The 16228-nt window shown below is 68.9% G+C and carries 16 protein-coding genes and 1 pseudogene; 13 read left to right on the top strand and 4 right to left on the bottom strand.

Going from position 1 to position 16228, the window contains the following annotated elements:
- The first annotated feature begins 812 nt into the window (after positions 1 to 812).
- From VF665_RS08475 to VF665_RS08465, 4 genes and pseudogenes are all read left to right on the top strand, one after another.
- A complete protein-coding gene (locus tag VF665_RS08475; protein ID WP_331052980.1) occupies positions 813 to 1442 on the top strand; it encodes a dihydrofolate reductase family protein in 630 nt (209 codons plus the stop codon).
- Between the two features lie 121 nt (positions 1443 to 1563).
- On the top strand, positions 1564 to 1857 hold the full coding sequence (locus VF665_RS08470; RefSeq protein ID WP_331052979.1) for a hypothetical protein: 294 nt from the start codon (positions 1564 to 1566) through the stop codon (positions 1855 to 1857).
- Positions 1858 to 2871: 1014 nt separating this feature from the next.
- Positions 2872 to 3110, top strand: a pseudogene (locus VF665_RS25885) (DUF6429 family protein).
- Positions 3111 to 3342: 232 nt separating this feature from the next.
- Entirely contained in the window at positions 3343 to 3540 is a 198-nt protein-coding gene (locus tag VF665_RS08465; RefSeq protein ID WP_331052978.1) for a hypothetical protein, read from the top strand.
- Between the two features lie 69 nt (positions 3541 to 3609).
- Here VF665_RS08465 and VF665_RS08460 read toward each other — a convergent pair whose 3' ends face one another.
- The 3 genes from VF665_RS08460 to VF665_RS08450 form a co-directional block, all read right to left on the bottom strand.
- A complete protein-coding gene (locus VF665_RS08460; RefSeq protein ID WP_331052977.1) occupies positions 3610 to 4305 on the bottom strand; it encodes a hypothetical protein in 696 nt (231 codons plus the stop codon).
- Between the two features lie 110 nt (positions 4306 to 4415).
- Positions 4416 to 5036, bottom strand: coding sequence for a hypothetical protein (locus VF665_RS08455; protein ID WP_331052976.1), 621 nt, complete (start codon positions 5034 to 5036; stop codon positions 4416 to 4418).
- Between the two features lie 106 nt (positions 5037 to 5142).
- A complete protein-coding gene (locus VF665_RS08450; RefSeq protein ID WP_331052975.1) occupies positions 5143 to 6321 on the bottom strand; it encodes an ABC transporter substrate-binding protein in 1179 nt (392 codons plus the stop codon).
- A 422-nt stretch (positions 6322 to 6743) separates the two neighbouring features.
- On the opposite strand from VF665_RS08450, the gene VF665_RS08445 reads away from it, so the two are divergent.
- From VF665_RS08445 to VF665_RS08430, 4 genes are all read left to right on the top strand, one after another.
- Complete coding sequence (locus tag VF665_RS08445) at positions 6744 to 9239, top strand: hypothetical protein (protein WP_331052974.1); 2496 nt, start codon at positions 6744 to 6746, stop codon at positions 9237 to 9239.
- Positions 9240 to 9338: 99 nt separating this feature from the next.
- Entirely contained in the window at positions 9339 to 9542 is a 204-nt protein-coding gene (locus VF665_RS08440) for a hypothetical protein (RefSeq protein WP_331052973.1), read from the top strand.
- 82 nt (positions 9543 to 9624) lie between these two features.
- On the top strand, positions 9625 to 10095 hold the full coding sequence (locus VF665_RS08435; protein WP_331052972.1) for a hypothetical protein: 471 nt from the start codon (positions 9625 to 9627) through the stop codon (positions 10093 to 10095).
- Complete coding sequence (locus VF665_RS08430; RefSeq protein ID WP_331052971.1) at positions 10095 to 10457, top strand: hypothetical protein; 363 nt, start codon at positions 10095 to 10097, stop codon at positions 10455 to 10457. Before VF665_RS08435 ends, VF665_RS08430 begins: the two co-directional genes overlap by 1 nt.
- A gap of 28 nt (positions 10458 to 10485) precedes the next feature.
- On the opposite strand, the gene VF665_RS08425 is transcribed toward VF665_RS08430, so the two are convergent.
- A complete protein-coding gene (locus VF665_RS08425; RefSeq protein ID WP_331052970.1) occupies positions 10486 to 11358 on the bottom strand; it encodes a DUF5715 family protein in 873 nt (290 codons plus the stop codon).
- 223 nt (positions 11359 to 11581) lie between these two features.
- Here VF665_RS08425 and VF665_RS08420 point away from each other — a divergent pair, with 223 nt between their 5' ends.
- The 5 genes from VF665_RS08420 (at position 11582) to VF665_RS08400 (ending at position 15492) form a co-directional block, all read left to right on the top strand.
- Positions 11582 to 11974: a DUF3224 domain-containing protein gene (locus VF665_RS08420; protein WP_331052969.1), complete on the top strand. Its 393-nt coding sequence runs from the start codon at positions 11582 to 11584 to the stop codon at positions 11972 to 11974.
- 25 nt (positions 11975 to 11999) lie between these two features.
- A complete protein-coding gene (locus VF665_RS08415) occupies positions 12000 to 12215 on the top strand; it encodes a hypothetical protein (protein ID WP_331052968.1) in 216 nt (71 codons plus the stop codon).
- Positions 12212 to 13054 carry a DUF3667 domain-containing protein gene (locus tag VF665_RS08410; RefSeq protein WP_331052967.1) on the top strand — a complete coding sequence of 281 codons (843 nt, stop codon included), beginning with the start codon at positions 12212 to 12214 and terminating at the stop codon, positions 13052 to 13054. Before VF665_RS08415 ends, VF665_RS08410 begins: the two co-directional genes overlap by 4 nt.
- A gap of 37 nt (positions 13055 to 13091) precedes the next feature.
- Positions 13092 to 13484 carry an MmcQ/YjbR family DNA-binding protein gene (locus VF665_RS08405; RefSeq protein ID WP_331052966.1) on the top strand — a complete coding sequence of 131 codons (393 nt, stop codon included), beginning with the start codon at positions 13092 to 13094 and terminating at the stop codon, positions 13482 to 13484.
- Positions 13485 to 14358: 874 nt separating this feature from the next.
- On the top strand, positions 14359 to 15492 hold the full coding sequence (locus VF665_RS08400; protein WP_331052965.1) for a tetratricopeptide repeat protein: 1134 nt from the start codon (positions 14359 to 14361) through the stop codon (positions 15490 to 15492).
- The last annotated feature ends 736 nt before the right edge of the window (positions 15493 to 16228 follow it).

Below are 16228 nucleotides of genomic sequence, written 5' to 3'. Positions count from 1 at the left end.
CAGGCGCTGTTTCCGGGTGGGCCGACGGCCGGCGTACGCTGCCCACCGAACCCGGCCCACGCGAGCCGATCCGTGGCGTGCTGGACGACGGCGCACGACAGATCGGCCCGCCTGCTCCACGCCCGGTCCATCTATCTCTGCAGATGGATTGCTCGCCATTGCAGATTGTTCTACGATGAATGTCGGGACTTGATGTACATCCATAACGGAGGACTCAATGAGCAATCCAGCGACCTTGCAATGCCCGAAATGCGGCACGGCCGAGTATCCGGTGCGCCACAACGTCCAGTCGAACTGTGATGGCAGGATCAGTTGGCAATGGGGTTCGTTGAAGTGTGAGCGGTGCGGGATGGGCATCTCGATCCTCCGCTGCGACAACTGTGGCGCTCGTCTGGGCAAGGACTGTGTTTCGTAACGCGCAGCTCGGAATTCCCCCTCCGGCTACGTTGCCTGATCACAGTCGACGTCGTTCTTCTGGCCTCGCGTATCGGAATCGTGGAGCCAGAGCGTATGTCGCCGCGGATATACATCAAGGTGAATCTCAGCAAGGGGCTTGATGCTCGCCGTCTCGACGGGCTGATCGCGGATTGCGTGCTGTAGCCGGAGCCTGCCCGATGGAGGGTCGCCCAGCGGACTGTCGGCTGTTCATGGCGATCTGCCGGGCTCGATTCACGCGGTCCCACGCCTGACGCGGCTGGATCATCGAAATCCCGGCACCCGCAGAACCGCACCGCCACAGTCCCGCGCGCTGGCCTCCGCGCCCCACACCCTGGTGCCGCCGAGCCGGCATCCGAACACGCCAGAGGAGGATCGTGAGCACCGTTTTCGTCAACATCGGGCTGAGCCTGGATGGCTACATGGCGCCGGAAGGGATGACCATGAGCGATCCCGGGCACATGAACTGGGGCGCCAAGTGGGGCGCGCTCATGGGCTGGATCATCAGTCAGCAGCACTTTCGTGAAAAGCTCGGCTTTGGGCCCGGGGGGGAGACCGGCCCGGTGAACGACCTGGTCCGCAACACCATGGAGCGCATCGGGGCCAACATCATGGGCAAGCGGATGTTTGATCAGGGCGAGGTTTCGTGGCCGGAGGAGGCTCCGTTCCACACCCCGGTCTACGTGCTTACGCAGGAAAAGCGCGAACCGTGGGTGCGCCCCGGCGGAACGACGTTCCACTTCATCAACGACGGGCCGGAGCGCGCCCTGGAGCTGGCACGGGAAGCCGCGGGCGGCCGCGACATTCGCATCGCGGGCGGCGCGGACGTCATCCAGCAGTACCTGAACCTGGGCGCGGTCGACGAAATGGAGATCGCGCTGGCGCCCGTGCTGTTCGGCGGCGGGCGGCGCCTCTTCGAGAACCTGCGCGAGCCCGGGCCGCGGTTCCGCATCGACAGGGTTCTCGACGGCCCTGCCGCCACCCACATCCGGTACGTGCGCCAGTGAGCGCGGCCGGTGCGCAGCGGGGCCTCTGAGAACCGTCAGCGCGCTCGGCGCGGGACCGGTCCGCTCTCGCGGGGATTGAGGCTGGTCGCAGACCCATTCCGCTCCCACCATCCCATTGCAGATGACGACACACGCCGTTCCCGATCGATGGCGCACCCGGCTGCGAGAGCACATTCTTGCAACCACCGGTGAGGATCGCGACCAATTCCGGGCACACGACTTCCAAGGCGATCGGAGCCTTCGGCTGGACTTCCCGGACGGCTCCTTCGCCCTGTTCCGCTACGCGTTTCATCTCCAGGATGAACACCTTCGAGAGGTGGCGGTTTTTACGGAACACTGCGGGTACCACTTCTTTCCCAGCGGGGAACTGCGTGTCGAGGAGCTTGAGACAGAATGGGTAGAGGATGCCCGATGATGGTGCCGAACGCCTCCTTTGCGGCCGGCCGAGCCCGCAGCAACACTGACGGGTACGACGTCGCGCGCAGTGCTCGCCGGCCCCGCCGATCCGCGGTTCGAGGAGCCCACCCCCGCATCGTTTCGCGTGCATCCGCGGCAGCTCGCGCGTGAGCTGGGACGCTCGACTCGGGCAGGCGTACGAGCCGCTGCTCCGCTGAACCGCCGTGCAGGCGCGCCGCCGCCGAACCCGATGCAACGCGCGCCGGGGGTGCCGGCTGCACCGGTGCCGCGGGCGCGCAGATCATCCTAAGCGCGTGCAGCCATCGCCCAACCGTTGGCGTCTACATGACGGGGTCCCGTGATTCGTAATCTCCGATACATCTTCCCGCTTTCCTTTGCGGGGCTGGTCAGTGCTGCCGCGCCGGTGCACTCGTGTGCGGTGTGCACTTGCGTCCTGAATCCCCATCAGCCGATGAGGGAGGCGGTGGCGCAGGCGTACGACGCAGCAGGAGCCGTGTTCACGGGCAGAGTGGTCGGTGCGCGAAACGTCACGCTCGCGGAAGCACAGGCCGGTGCAGAACAGTTGAACGTGTATGTAGATGTCGTAGTGGAGAGGGGGTGGAAGGGAGCTGTGCCCCGCGACACGGTGATGGTAACAACGTTCGGACAGCCCGGCATGTGTGGGGCCGACCTGCGGCCGGGGCGCCGCTACCTGATCTACGCCGATCGGAACGCGGCGGAGGAGCTGACCACATCCTCGTGCTCAAGGACCGCTCACCTGCGCGTTGTTCAGCGTGCCGAACTGCGTGTTCTGGACCGGCTGAGAAGGTCCACGGCGGGTGGACGTACACCACGGCCTGAACCCCGGCGCTGCGGGTGACGTGCGGGTGGGCATTGTTCCAGAACGGATCTCCCGCGGCCGAGCGGAGGAACTGATGTGCGCCGCATCCGTCAGAGTGGCTCCTCATGATGGTTCGGCGGGCGGAAGAATTCAGAGACATGGTGGCCGTCAGCCTCAAACCGCGAGGTGCGCATGGATCTCGACCCGGAGAAGATCGATCGTGCGGTGCTGGCGCTGCTCACCCTGGGTCTGCACGACCACGGGCGCGCCTGGAAAGGGTTCGACTGGGATGCGCTGAGCCGCCTTCATGAGAAGGGCTTCATCTCATCTCGGACCCGGTCGGCAAGGCAAAGTCGGTGTCGTTCACCGACGAAGGGCTTCAGGAGGGTCGCCGGTTGCTCGAGGAGCTGTTCGCAAGAGACCGGACCTGAACGCACCGGCGATTGTCCGTCCCCGCTCGACGGGCCCGCGGCGAACTCAGCCGCTGTGGAAAAGAGGATCGGAATGGGACGGCCGGGCGCCTAGTATCGCCGCCGGGTTCGGCGCAGGGCAGTGGTCCCGAAAAAAACTTCTTGCCTCCTTCCGGGTGCCGGCACAATGACAACTCCCACAGGACCGGATGGTCGACCCGAATCTCCGAACCGCTTCAGCCGCGGCCTCGGCGTGCTCCTGATCCTGATTGGTCTCGGGATCCTGGCGAGTGCGATCATGGGCGAGGCGCGCTCCAACGGGCTCCTGGGCGGCGCCGTGGTGATAAGCGGGCTCATGACGCGCACGGATCCGAAGCGCCACTTGCGTCGCCGCCTTGTGTTCGCGGCTGCCGGGGTGGCGCTGATGGGCGTGTACATGCTCACCCGCTGACGAGCACATTCCCGCTCCTCCGCAGCGGATGCGGGGAAAACCGATTCGTTTGTTCCTGCGAAACTCCGGTCAGCAGGGCGGCGGGGCGGGGAAAGCGAGGAGGCCGCGCTGGTACACCTCGTACACTTCGGCGAGGGGGCGGTGGTCGCGGCCGTACACCAGGGCGCGGTGCTCGAACAGCGCGTCGGGGATGAGGAGAATACCCGCGCTGGCGCAGGGCGCGGCGGACGGCGGCGCGTGGGCCCACCCCGGCGCGAGCGGCTGCCACAGAAGGCGCGCCAGAAAGGTGCGGCGGTACGGTTCCAGCCCCGCGATCACCCGGCCGAACGGAGTATCCGTCGTCTGCAGCAGCCGGTTCATCTCCGGGGTCAGCCGGCCCGGGACGTACCAGTTGTCCGCTTCGGAAAGCACGCGGGCGCCGCACCGCAGCCGCACGTGCCGATGTCGCACCTCCTCCGCTGAATCCACCCCGAGCCGCGCGCGCTGCTCCGCGGATGCCGCGACGGGCGGCACGGGGACGACCTCCGCCACCACGCGCGCTTCCGGGGCCAGTCCGTGCGCGCCGCACCACGCCTCCAGCGAGGCCGTCGCGCTGCGGCTGGCCAGGATTTCGGCATTCAGCTCCTGCACCAGCGCGAGCGCCTGCGTGCGGGTGAGCAGCGCGTCCGGCCACGCGGGAGCGTTCTGCGCCCGCGCCGGCGCGACGGCGAGGCAGGCAACGGCGGCCGCGACGAGCGCGCGGCGCCAGCGGGAAGAGAGACGCATCGGTTTCAGTCGGGGATGAGCGGGTCCGGTGGGGGCTTTCGAATCACGGCTCGCTCCGGTCCCGACGGGGCCGAACGTCATCATCACCGTTCCGTCCCGGCGGCCGCGCGTCACTGATAATCCCAGTGGACGACGGCGAAGGACGCTTCCGACAGCCGTCTGTCACCAAAGAGCAGGGCCGTGTGCAGCCAGTCGGCCTGGGCCGGGCCGAGCTCCGCTTTGGCCGTCGGCGCGCCGCGCTTGGTCTGCAGAAAGGCGAAGTCGTCGCCGCGCCAGGCGAACACGTCCCAGCACCCGGCGTACCGCTTCTTGGCGCGGCGGGCCACGCCGGCCAGCACCACCCGCGGATCCTCTTCTTCAATCACGCGGTTCCGCTGCTCCGCGCGGGGCACGTCCGCCCAGTGGGTGAGGTACTTCCACACCTCGCCCTTGGCGCTGTACGTGTTCACCCACCGGCCTCTCCATCCGTCGCGCTCCAGCAGACGCAGCACCGCGAGTTCGGCAAACAGGTGCTCGCCCTCCAGCTCCACCATCCCTGCCGCCTTCTTGCCGAAGTCGTCCGCGAACGGAGCGCCCTCCCAGCGCGGCAGCCGCAGAAACACGCCCGCCACGTCCCGGATCATCCGGCCGCTGGGCATGTGGATGGGCACCTTGAGCGGAACGCGGAAGTCGCTGCGTTCGGCATGGGGCAGCAGTGCGCTCATCCACGCCGGAGTCTGGGGATCGGACATCGCTTCTGGTTGCGGAGTGCGGCGGAGGGGGATGAACAGCCGATCGGGCCGAAATCAGGCGCCATCGCCCGGATGAGCGTCCGGGCGAGGCGGGCGGGATGCGCGGCTACGGGGCGGGAACGGCGCGCGGCGTGATCTCGGCCGCCTGCGTGCGCCTGCCGCCCGCGATGCGCACCACCGTTACGGACTTGCGCGGCAGGTGCGAGCCGGCGTCGTACGAGATGGTGCCGGTCACCCCCGCGAATCCGCGCGTCTGCTGCAGCGCGCGGTCGAACGCGGCCGGGTCGTCGCTGCCGGCGCGGGTGATCACGTCCGCCATCAGCCGCGCCGCATCGTATCCCAGGCCGGCGAACGCACTTTCCGGCGCGCGCCCGTAACGGGCCCGGTACGCGGCCACGAACGCGGCGGCGCGCGGGGTGGGCGTTTCCGCGTCGAACAGGGCGTGCGTGGTGAAGTACACGCCGTCCGCCGACGGCCCGGCCTGCTGCACCAGCAGCGGCGTGTCGTACGCGTCGCCGCCCATCACCGGCTGCGCGAAGCCCGCCGCGCGAAGCTGGGCCACGATGCCGCCCACCTCGTCCGGGCCCGCGGCCACGTACAGCAGGTCGGGCGCGTCCTGCTGCGCGTTCAGCCGCGCGATGACGGCCGCAAGGTCGGCCGCGCCGGACGCGTAGGACAGGCTCACCGTCACCCGTCCGCCGAGTTCCGTGAAGCGCGCGCCGAAGTAGCGGCCCAGCAGCACCGTGTAGTCCATCCCCGCGTCGTACAGCAGGGCGGCCTTGCGGGCGCGCAGGGTGTCGAAGGCGAACTCGGCGCCGGCGGCCGCCTGCGTGTTGTCGCCAAAGCAGGCCAGGTACAGCGGCCCGGGCACCTGTCCCGGAAGCCGCGGCGAAGTCGCGCCGGAGGTGACAAAGGCGCGGCCGGCCGCCAGCACCGGGGGCGCCGCCGCCAGTACCAGGTCCGTGTCGTTCAGGCCGAACACGGCGGTGACCCCGTCCACGCGCACCAGCCGTTCGGCCGCCACCCGCAGCGCCGCCGTGTCGCTGGCGCCCTCCGGGGCAATCAGTTCCAGCCGCCGGCCGAGCACCCCGCCGCGCGCGTTGATCTCTTCCACCGCGAGCTGGGCGCCCTGCAGCGAGGGGATGCCCAGCGAGGCCTGCGAACCCGCGCGGTTGTACAGCGCGCCGATGCGGATCGTGCCGCCCGGGTTCTCGCGCACGTGCGCGCACGCGCCGCAGGCGAGCAGGGCGGCGACGGCAAAGCGGGTACGGCGGGTGACGCGCATGGGTCCTGGGCTCGATTCGGGGATGGCGGGCGAGGCGCGGAAGGATAGCCGCGGTGCGCACGCGCGGCCAGAAGCAACCCCGTGACGCACGCGGAGCGGGGCCACTCCTGGTCCACTCGCGACCCACGCCGTCCGGCCCGGACCGCCCGCGCGTTCTCCGGACGACGGGCACGATGGACGAGCCCCGCGGATCCGTCCGCACCGTCGACTCACTCATCTGACGAGAGGCTTTGCAGGAACCCGTTTGCGTTCCGGGGAGCATGCGGACAGATTGCGCCGACGCATTTCGGGCCTTTCTTCACGCAGGCGCTCGAGCCTTCCGGTCCATCATGCGCGTAACCCCCGCCCTGTGACCGGGAATCCCTGTGCTCCCTCCATCCCACGTGCCTGAATCCGCTCACCGGCTGAGAACCGTTCTGGGCGTGCTGCTCGCGCTCGTGTGCGGATGCGCGCGCGCCGAGCCGGGGCGTCCCTCGCCCGCCGCCGCGCCGCCCGCACTGGTGTCCATCGTGGCGGAGGGACATACGTCGTGCGCGGTGGATGCGGAGGGTGGTGGGTACTGCTGGGGGCGCAACTACTTCGGCGAGGCGGGGCATGGCGGGCCGAGCCAGACGTGCGGCACCTACTATCCACCCCAGTACTGCCTCACGCAGCCCACGCCCATCGCGGGCGGACTGCGCTTTCAGTCCATCGCCATGGGCGGGATGCACACCTGCGCAATCACCGTGGAGGGGAACGCCTGGTGCTGGGGCGAAGACGATGAAGCCCTGGGGAGCACCGCGGGCAACGGGTGTCCGGAGCGCGGCTACCATGGTCCGCCCTGCCGCACCCGGCCCGTGCAGGTGGAATCCGCGCAGAAGTGGACCTCCCTCGCTGCCGGCGACGCCTTTACGTGCGGCGTGGATGAAGCCGGCGCGGCGCACTGCTGGGGCAGGGCGGACCGGGTGCAGGCCGGCACCGTGCTCGCCCCGGGCCGCGGCTCGAGCGTTCCTCCGCGCCAGACGCGGCTTCCGGTAGAGGTGACGGGAGGACACCGCTTCGCGCGGGTCGTCGCCGGCAACGCGTTCGCGTGCGGGCTGACGCTGGACGAGCAAGTCTTCTGCTGGGGCGCGAACGAGTCCGGCCAGCTGGGGCGCGGCCAACCGGACCGCGACGCCCATCCCGCGCCGCAGCGTGTTCCGCTCCCCGGCCGGGCGGCCACGCTGGCCGCGGGCGCCCATCATGGCTGCGCGCTGCTGGCCTCGGGCCAGGTGTATTGCTGGGGCGGCAACGCGGCAGGCCAGCTGGGGGACGGATCGACGGCGGGTCGCGGCCACCCCGCACGCGTGGAGCGGCTCCCGGCGCTGGCCCGGATCGCGGCAGGCGCGTCGCAGACGTGTGGCGTGGCGCGGAATGGACGGCTCTTCTGCTGGGGCGGCAATCTGGTGGACGCCGCCCTGGAGGACCGCAGCAGCGTTCCCTGCGCGGTGGAAGAAACCTTCCGGTGCACGGTCCGTCCCGAGTGGATCCATCGCTCCCTCCGCTGGCGCGAGGTTGCGCCGGGAAGCGCACACGGCTGCGGGATCGCCACGTCGGGGGCCGCGCTCTGCTGGGGATCGAACGCCATGGGCTCTCTGGGCCTGGGGCACGATCGCGAGGCGGTTCCCGTTCCGGTCCGCATCGCGAACGCTCCGCCCATGGCGCGGCTGGCCGAGGGACTCACGAATGGGCACGGCTGCGGGCTCAACGCGGAGGGGCGGGCATTCTGCTGGGGGAGCGGGCAGCACGGGGGACGTGGGGATGGCACCCCGTGGCTCTCTCCCCCGTCCGGAGTGCCGGTCGCCGTCGCCGGTTCACAGCGGTTCGACGTGATTACGCTGCGTGACGAGCGCTCCTGCGCGCAGGATCTGGGCGGAGACGTCTGGTGCTGGGGGCCGAACTGGGGCGGCGCCCTGATGACCGAGGACACGTTCCACACCGTCTCGGTTCCGCGGCGCGTGGCCGGACAGGTTCCGTTTGCGCCCGGCACACTGACCGTGGGATCGGGGTTCGCCTGTGCGCTGTCGCCGGTGGGGCAGCCGTACTGCTGGGGCGAGAACCGGATGGGGACGCTGGGTCTGGGCTCGTCCGACACGCTGAGGCACCGTCCGTCTCCGGTCCGCACGCAGATGTTGTTCACCCGCATCCGCGCGGGGTGGGACCACGCCTGCGCGCTCGGGCGCGACGGCGAGGCGTACTGCTGGGGCAATGGCGAGGAGCATCAGCTGGGCGCTGCCGCGCCGGAGACGTGCGCCTGGAGTCCGGTGGACGAGGCCAGGGTTCCGTGCAGCACCGTCCCCGTTCGGGTGGAAACGGCCGTCCGGTTCCGGCAGGTGGAGGCGGGCGCCCGGTTCACCTGCGGGCTGTCGCTGGCGGGGGAGGCGTACTGCTGGGGCGGCGGAACCGCCGGGCGCCTGGGCCGCACCGTGGATACGCCGTGCCCGGATTCGGCCCGGCCCGGCGGCTGCTCGCGCGTACCGGAACGGGTACGCGGGGTTCCGCGGTTTGATGAGATCGTGCTGGGCGATGGCCATGCGTGCGGACGCACGCCCCGCGGCGTCGTGTACTGCTGGGGTTCCAACCTGGATGGCCAGCTCGGCGCGACCGGCGGCATGGAGGTGTGCCGCGGCACCGACGTCTCCTTTCCCTGCCGCTCCACCCCGGCGGCCGTGCCCGCGCCCGCACGCTTTCGCGACATTTCGGCGGGCGGGTCGTTCACCTGCGGGCTGGCGGCGGGTGACGCGGGGCTGTACTGCTGGGGCCGGAGCGGTGACGCGCAGGTCGGAATCCAGGGCCGCCTTCCCGCGCGGGTGCTCGCTCCCGCGCGCCAGAGCACGCCCGGCGCCGCCGCGGACCCCGCCGGCGGCCCTCCAACGCGGAGCGCGGCCCCGGACGAATGATCCTCGCCCGAGCACGGCCCGTCCTGCTTGCGCAACACCGGCGTGCGCCCGAGCTTTCGGCCCGTCATCCTTCCGATCACGGACGGATTCGTCCAACCAATGCCTGAGATGAACGACGCTCCGCGCGACAAGAACCAGCAGTTCCGCCTACTGATGGCCATCATCCTCCTGCTGGCGGCAGGGTTGTGGCTGGCGCTCGCCATCTACAACGCAACAGTACGACGCAGCTTCAGCGCGACCGGTCTGGTCACCTTGATTATCGCGGGCCTCTGGTTCAGCCTCAGCCGAGGGCCGCGCGGCTGACCGGCCGGGTACATCAACTACCACCGGAGCGTCTATCCTCAGCTGATCACATCCACGTATGACTCGCACAATACTCGTCGCGATGCGCGGCCTGGTTGCCGCCGCGCTGCTGCTGTTCGCGGGCGACGCAGCCGCACAGCAGACTTCAACCGACGTCACGGTGCAGCCTGGCAGCCGTGTGCGCGTGATGGCGATGGATTCCCTTCGCGTCACCGGCCGGGTGGAGGCCATCAACGATGAACGCCTCTTCGTGGCGCCCAGACGCGGGATTCCGGTTTCTATCAGCCTGGCCTCCATCGACTCCCTTCACGTCAGCCGCGGGCACCGCAGCCGCACCGGCCAGGGTGCGGTTCTCGGGGCGCTGCTGGCCGGGAGCGTGGCGTACCTGGGCGCGCTTTCGCACGAGCCGTCCGCCAACAGTCCCAGGCAGCGAGTGGAAGAGGGCACCGTGCTTTTTGCCTTGGCGGCGATTCCCGGCGCGCTGGTGGGTGCGGCCGTGGGATTCCTGGCGTCGCCCGAGCGGTGGGTGCGCGCCCCGGTCCCCGGCCGCTGATGGGCGTGCTGGCGCTGGACCCCGTGCAGGTGTCCATCCCCGCGGGGGAGGAGGCGCGCGCGACGGCCCTCTACCGCGACCTGCCGGCGATGGAGGTGGTCGAGAAGCCCGCGCCCATGCGTGCGAACGGCGGCGCGTGGTTCCGGTCCGGCAGGGCGGAGCTGCACCTGGGCGTGGAACCGGACTTTCCGCCGGCGCGCAAGGCGCATCCCGCGCTGCGCGCCGACAACCTGGACGCGCTCGGCATGGTCTGCGAATCGGCCGGCTTCGAGATCTTCTGGGACGACCGCTATCTCGGCGTGCGCCGCTTCTACGTCGCAGATCCGTTCGGCAACCGCGTGGAGATCATGCAGCCCGGCTGATCATCGTCACGCGGAAGACGGCCCGGCATCAGCGCTGGGCGGGGTAGCGGCGGGCCACGGTAAAGTGGTAGACGGGCTGCTGGTCCTCGATCATCACGTGCAGCGCGCCCGCGTCGCGCAGGTCCAGGAGCGTGCGTCCCAGCAGCGCCTGCAGCGGCTTTCCGTTCTCCTTGCCCACCTCTTCCAGCATTCTGGCGCGCGCGACCGCCGCCGCGTCCCCGGGCCGGGGCGCGGGGACTGCGAACCGCTCGTGCGAGACGTCGATGGTGGTGCCGAACTCGTGCGCACTCACGATGCGCGAAGCATACGAGTTGATGCGGCGGAGCTCCGCCTGGCTCGCGTCGGTGCGGATGGCGGAGGTGACCTTCATGCGGTAGTGCGGCAGGCCGGCGCTGTCCAGCCGGGCATGGAACCGGCGGCCGATCTCCACCAGGTTGGCGCGTGCGTCGGGGGTCACGTACGGGCTGGAATGGTCCATCTTGCGCAGCACCCACCACTCCGTGCTGTCGCCCAGCGCCACCAGCCGCCCGGCGCGCACCAGCTGCTGGATCTGCGCTTCGCCCGAGGCGCGCTGCCCCAGCTGGCGCGCGGTGGCGATCTGCTTCTTGTTTACGTCCTGCCGCAGACGCCCGATCTCGCTGGCGCCCAGCACGCGCACCTTCTGCATGGCGGCACGCACGGAATCCGCCTGCGCCGCCACGGACGCCACCGCGGCGGCGGAGTCGGCCGCGGTCAGCACGGGGGGCGGAGGCGGCGCGGGAGCGGGAGCCGGAGCGGCCGCGGCCGGGCGCGGCGCCGGATCGTCGTCGCTGTTCGCGTAGCCCTTGTGCTCGTCGCCGCCGCACGCCGCGAGGAGGGCGGCCGCGGAGAGGATCGCCAGCAGGTGTCGTGTTCCGTACATCCGTTCCCTTGCCCGTCGTTCGAAGGAAGGGCGGGGAAGGGGCCAGATGCATGCCACCGGCGGATTTGCCCGCGTCCGGCGGCAACGCGTCGTCCGCACGCGCGGCGGACGATCCGTCCGCGGCGCCATTCACCCGTCGATGACGAGGCGTTGACAAGCGGCGCCCGGCGGCGGCACTCTGCTGGCTTCCAGGCCGCACACTTCTCTGACGAGACGAGTTCTGATGACGACGCACGTACGCGGGCCGTTCGAGGTCAAGCTGACGCCGCAGGCCGACGAGGGCTCGCCGGTGGGACGCATGCTGCTCGACAAGCAGTTCCATGGCGACCTGCAGGCCACCAGCCTGGGGCAGATGCTCGCGGCCATGACGCCCGTCACGGGGTCGGCGGCGTACGTGGCCATCGAGCAGGTGACCGGCTCGCTGAATGGCCGCTCCGGCAGCTTCGTTCTGCAGCACACGGGGGTGATGAACCGCGGCGCGCAGAGCCTCACCATCCACGTGGTGCCGGATTCCGGGACGGGCGAACTGGAAGGGCTTTCCGGGACGATGAAGATCGTGATCGCGGACGGAAAGCATTCGTACGAATTCGACTACGACCTTCCCGCCGCCGCCTGAACCTCATTCCCCCGAGCCGACGAGCATGGCCGCACCGATCTGCCCCGACTGCCAGAAGCGCCTGGAAGGCGGCTTTCTGCTGGACCAGGGAAGCGCCGGCCCCACGGTGGGAAAGTGGGTGGAGGGCGCGCCCGTAAAGAGCGCGTGGAGCGGCCTCAAGCTCAAGGGGCGGCGCCAGTTGAACGTGTACGCCTGGCGCTGCCCGTCGTGCATGCAGGTGCGCCTGTTCGCGCCCGAGTGAGCACGCCCGCCGACGAACTCGCGGTGCCCGCCGTGGCGGAATGTGAGAACTGCGGCACCGCGCTGCAGGGTCGCTTCTGTCACGCCTGCGGGCAGGAAGCGGAGCCGCCGGCGTCCACCGCGCGCGGCGTGCTGCGGTCGCTCGCGGCGGAGCTCACGAACGTGGATTCGCGCGCGCTGCGCAGCGTGGTGCGCGTCCTGGTGCGCCCGGGCGAGCTGACGGCGGAATACCTCGCCGGGCGGCGGGTGCGCTACACGCAGCCGCTGCAGCTGTATCTGGGCGCAGCGACGGCGTTCTTCTTCGTCAACGCCTACCATCCGTTCGTCACCTTTGATCCAAAGACGCGCGGGGTGGTGAGCGTGCTGAACTCGGCGGGCGCCAGTGGCCGGATGAGCGCGTCCGTGGTGCGGGACCTCGCGGCGAAAGGCGTGTCTCTGGAGGTGTTCCAGGAGCGGTTCGAGGGCGCGGTCGCCGGGTATCTGCCCGTGTTCCTGGTGGGATCGGTGCTGCTCTTTGGCATGGTGCTCGCGCTCTTTTACCGGGGCGCGCGCCGCGGATACCTGGCGCACGCGGTGTTCGCGCTGCACTGGAGCGCCTTCTACCTGCTGCTGATGATCGTGGACCGGCTGATTCCGCGGGACCGTGCGGGAGGCGGCCCGTTCGGCGCGGTGCTGGCCGTGATCGCCCTGGTGTATCTGGCGATGGCGCTGCGGCGCGTACACGCAGAGTCGTGGCTTCGCACGGTTCCCAAGGCGGCCGGCCTCTTTCTGCTGTACCAGTTTCTGCTGAGCATGTGGATGCTTTCCGCCATCGGCCTCGCGTTCGCCATCCTCACGTGAGCGGCCCGCCCGCGCTCCGCACCCGTTTTCTCTACCGATGAGCACTCTGGATGACCGCCCGCCCGTCGCGGAGGCGGGCGGGATCGGCCGCGTGCGGCGGCTCTGCCTGGCGCTGCCGGAGACGCACGAGCAGGTGGCGTGGGGCGAGCCGACCTTTCGCGTGCGCAAGAAGATCTTTGCCATGCACGCCAGCGCGGGGACGCACCACGGGCGCGGGCGGGACGGGCTGTGGTGCGCCGCGCCGCTGGGCGTGCAGGAAATCCTGGTGCGCTCGCGGCCGGACGCGTACTTCGTTCCGCCGTATGTGGGGGTGAAGGGGTGGATCGGCGTCCACATCGACGCGGTGAACGACGCCGAACTTCGCTCGCTCCTCATCCAGTCGTACTGCATGATCGCGCCCCGAAAGCTGCAGGCGCTGGTGGTGGAATGACGCAGGCGCGGCGCTGAGAACGCGGATCTCAGGGCGGCCGCCACCCGGGCCGGCACCACCGGCCCACCCTCCCCCAAAAAAGACTGGGGGAGGGTTGATCGCGGGCAGAGGCTTCGGCGTCCGCGGGCGGTCACCGGCACCGGCGGGAGTGGCTGAGCGACTGAAGTCGCCGCGACAACGGCGGAAAGTCTCCCCAAACTGACGGGGAGACTTCACCGGCACGCGAGCCTCGGCTTCGGTGTCTTTGCGCTGAGGTCTCCCTTTCCTGCCGCGGACGCGCTGCAGGAACTCCCCATCTCCCCGCACGCGCTGCACGGGGGCACGCTCCATCCGGTCGCGCGCATGCTCCCGCACCGGCGCGTGCTTTCCCGGCACGATGCGCAGTCCCAATTCGCCTCTCGCTCGCGCAGGGCGAGCGGAGCGAAGCACATAGGCGCTTTTTCCCATTGCTGGCTCCCGGTGTTCGCCTGCCCCACACACAGGGTACCGCGACTCGCGCCGAAGCGTTCTACGGAATTGGCGGGCATCACCAATCGGAAACGTTGAGCTAACCCAACTCTAACCGGCACAAGCGGCCGTTTCAGAGTTGCACAACGGAAAGCCGCCGTCGCGAAGGCGAACGGCGGCTATGTTCCTGACTCGCACAAGTTGCAGGCACCGGCACTGACGGACCCAATGCCGCCACAACTTGCCCTCTGTTCACTTCCTGTCTACGTTACGGCCGGATACGATAGGCCATCACGTGACAGGATGAAGACGTTCAATGCTGCGTTCGCCCCGGCCGGAGCCGAGCGGCCCATCTCGCCGCCGTTGGCGCCCCAGCCCCGTCCCGAGCTTGGCTGTTGGTCTTTGGGCGCTTCCGGTGCTAGAGGAAGTGCCGGGCGTCTTCGGCGGCGAATTGTTCCAGTTCGCGAGTGACCTTGCGTTGTGGGCGGAAGCGGATCGCTCGCAACTGTCCGGGTTGTTCCAACCATTTCGTTACGAACCCGAATCAAGCACTCCCCCCGAGCTGAGAACGGCGCTAAGGATTATGGGCGATCTGGTTGCTCGCCCGGATTCCGCGCGGTCTGAGGATGTGTCGCGCGCGTGTACGGTGCTGCGGGAGTGGGCGGAGCGGTCCGGGTACGCCGAAACTTCGCTGCGGTTCGCTGAACTCGCCGCAGTATGCGATCCAGAGAATCCCATTCCAGCTGTGGCTGTCGGGAAAGCGTTACGCCAAGAGGCGCGCTACGGCCGCGCGCGTAGATGGTTTGATCGCGCGGTGGGGGTTGCACGCTTCAAGGGCGACCATCAAACAATGGTCGAAGCATACCTGGGGGCTGGCATTCTGGAGGAAAGGACAGGGGCACACCCGCGTGCGATGAACCTATTCAGGAGGGCGTACCGCGCTGCGAAGCGTTATCGATTCCGCGAGTTGGGTGCAGCCGCGCACCACAATGCGATGGGTTCCTGTGCTCAGACCCGCCGCTTCGAGGACGCCCTGAGTCACGCGGAGGCAGCGCTTTCCCTGTATGGGCCTACCCATGAAACCATCCCGTCTCTGTCTCACGATGTCGGGCAACTGTTCAGCACACAGGGGATGTTCTACCTCGCGTTGGACGTATTCCGCGCCGCGTTCCCTATGATCTCGACACCGGCGGAGCGCTTCGTCATGAAGGCGAACATGACCCGCGCCGCTGCAGGAGCAGGAGATCGGGATGCGTTCCTCCATGCTTGGACTGAGATCGAACGGATGGACATCCGCGAACAGGAGTACACGGCCGAGGCATTACTGGCGATTGGGCAAGGTGCCCAGATGCTTGGCTTCCGAACGACCGCGCGAGAGTTGGGCGATGCCGCACTTGATATCGCCACCCGACGCGGCGAGCGCTCGACCGTTGCAGAAGCGGAGGAGCTTCTACGGCGGAATCGGGATTCTTCGTCGACGGTTTCGGCGACGGAACCGTCGGACCGACAGCGAGCACTCGCATCACGCTTGTTACGGATTCTTGCCGCCGCCCAACGATAACTCGCGGGCGGCGGTTTCACATAGCTAGTGGCCGGACCCAATGAACCCGCCTCCGTTACGCCCGTTTTCCCCAAGGGTATCCGGCAACGCACTCTCTGTGTTGGTATCGGCGGCATGTGTCGCCGAGGAATCTGCACGTATCGTAGCTGCTCCGCTCCGAGTTGGGCCGTGACGGTTAGGAGCCGTCGCAGATTCCGAGCAACCCCCGGTGAGAAGCAGCAATGCCGCAGCAAACAATCCGAAGTTCCAACGCCGCATCGTACGCTCCTGCCTTTCAGGTGTTCGTGTTCGGTGGTGACGGGCGCACGCGCTAAGCGAACTCAGAAACGGCTGAGACCCCGCCCGCGTACGACGCCGGACTGCTTCGCACTCAGTTCTTTTCCGGCTGATTGCTGCCCGAATTCATCTACAATAACGCGACCGCGCCTAAGGCGCCACGGGTGAGCATCCCCGAAATGACAAGCTAATTGCTCTTTCTCCAACAATGCCAATGCCTGTTGCGCGTTGGGAGTCGGAAACGCCACACACTCACCGCTCCGAACGGGCTATTGATGTCCTAACAGGCGGTGTTTTGGCGCGGGATTGTGAGGTATTCTGGCGGCCTTTATGGTTGGTTGCGAGTTGCCCGATACACGATGCGGAGAGCGCCTGCATGAGCAGCCGAGAGAACGTTCGTCATCTAACTGACAAAGCACGAGGTAGACGGTACGTGCAGCCGCGTATCTGGAGTGTGCCT

Origin of the sequence: Longimicrobium sp., assembly GCF_036387355.1 — a bacterium.
Taxonomy (GTDB): domain Bacteria; phylum Gemmatimonadota; class Gemmatimonadetes; order Longimicrobiales; family Longimicrobiaceae; genus Longimicrobium.
Note: the sequence above shows the minus strand (reverse complement) of the source record. Positions and strands in the feature narration are given on the sequence as shown.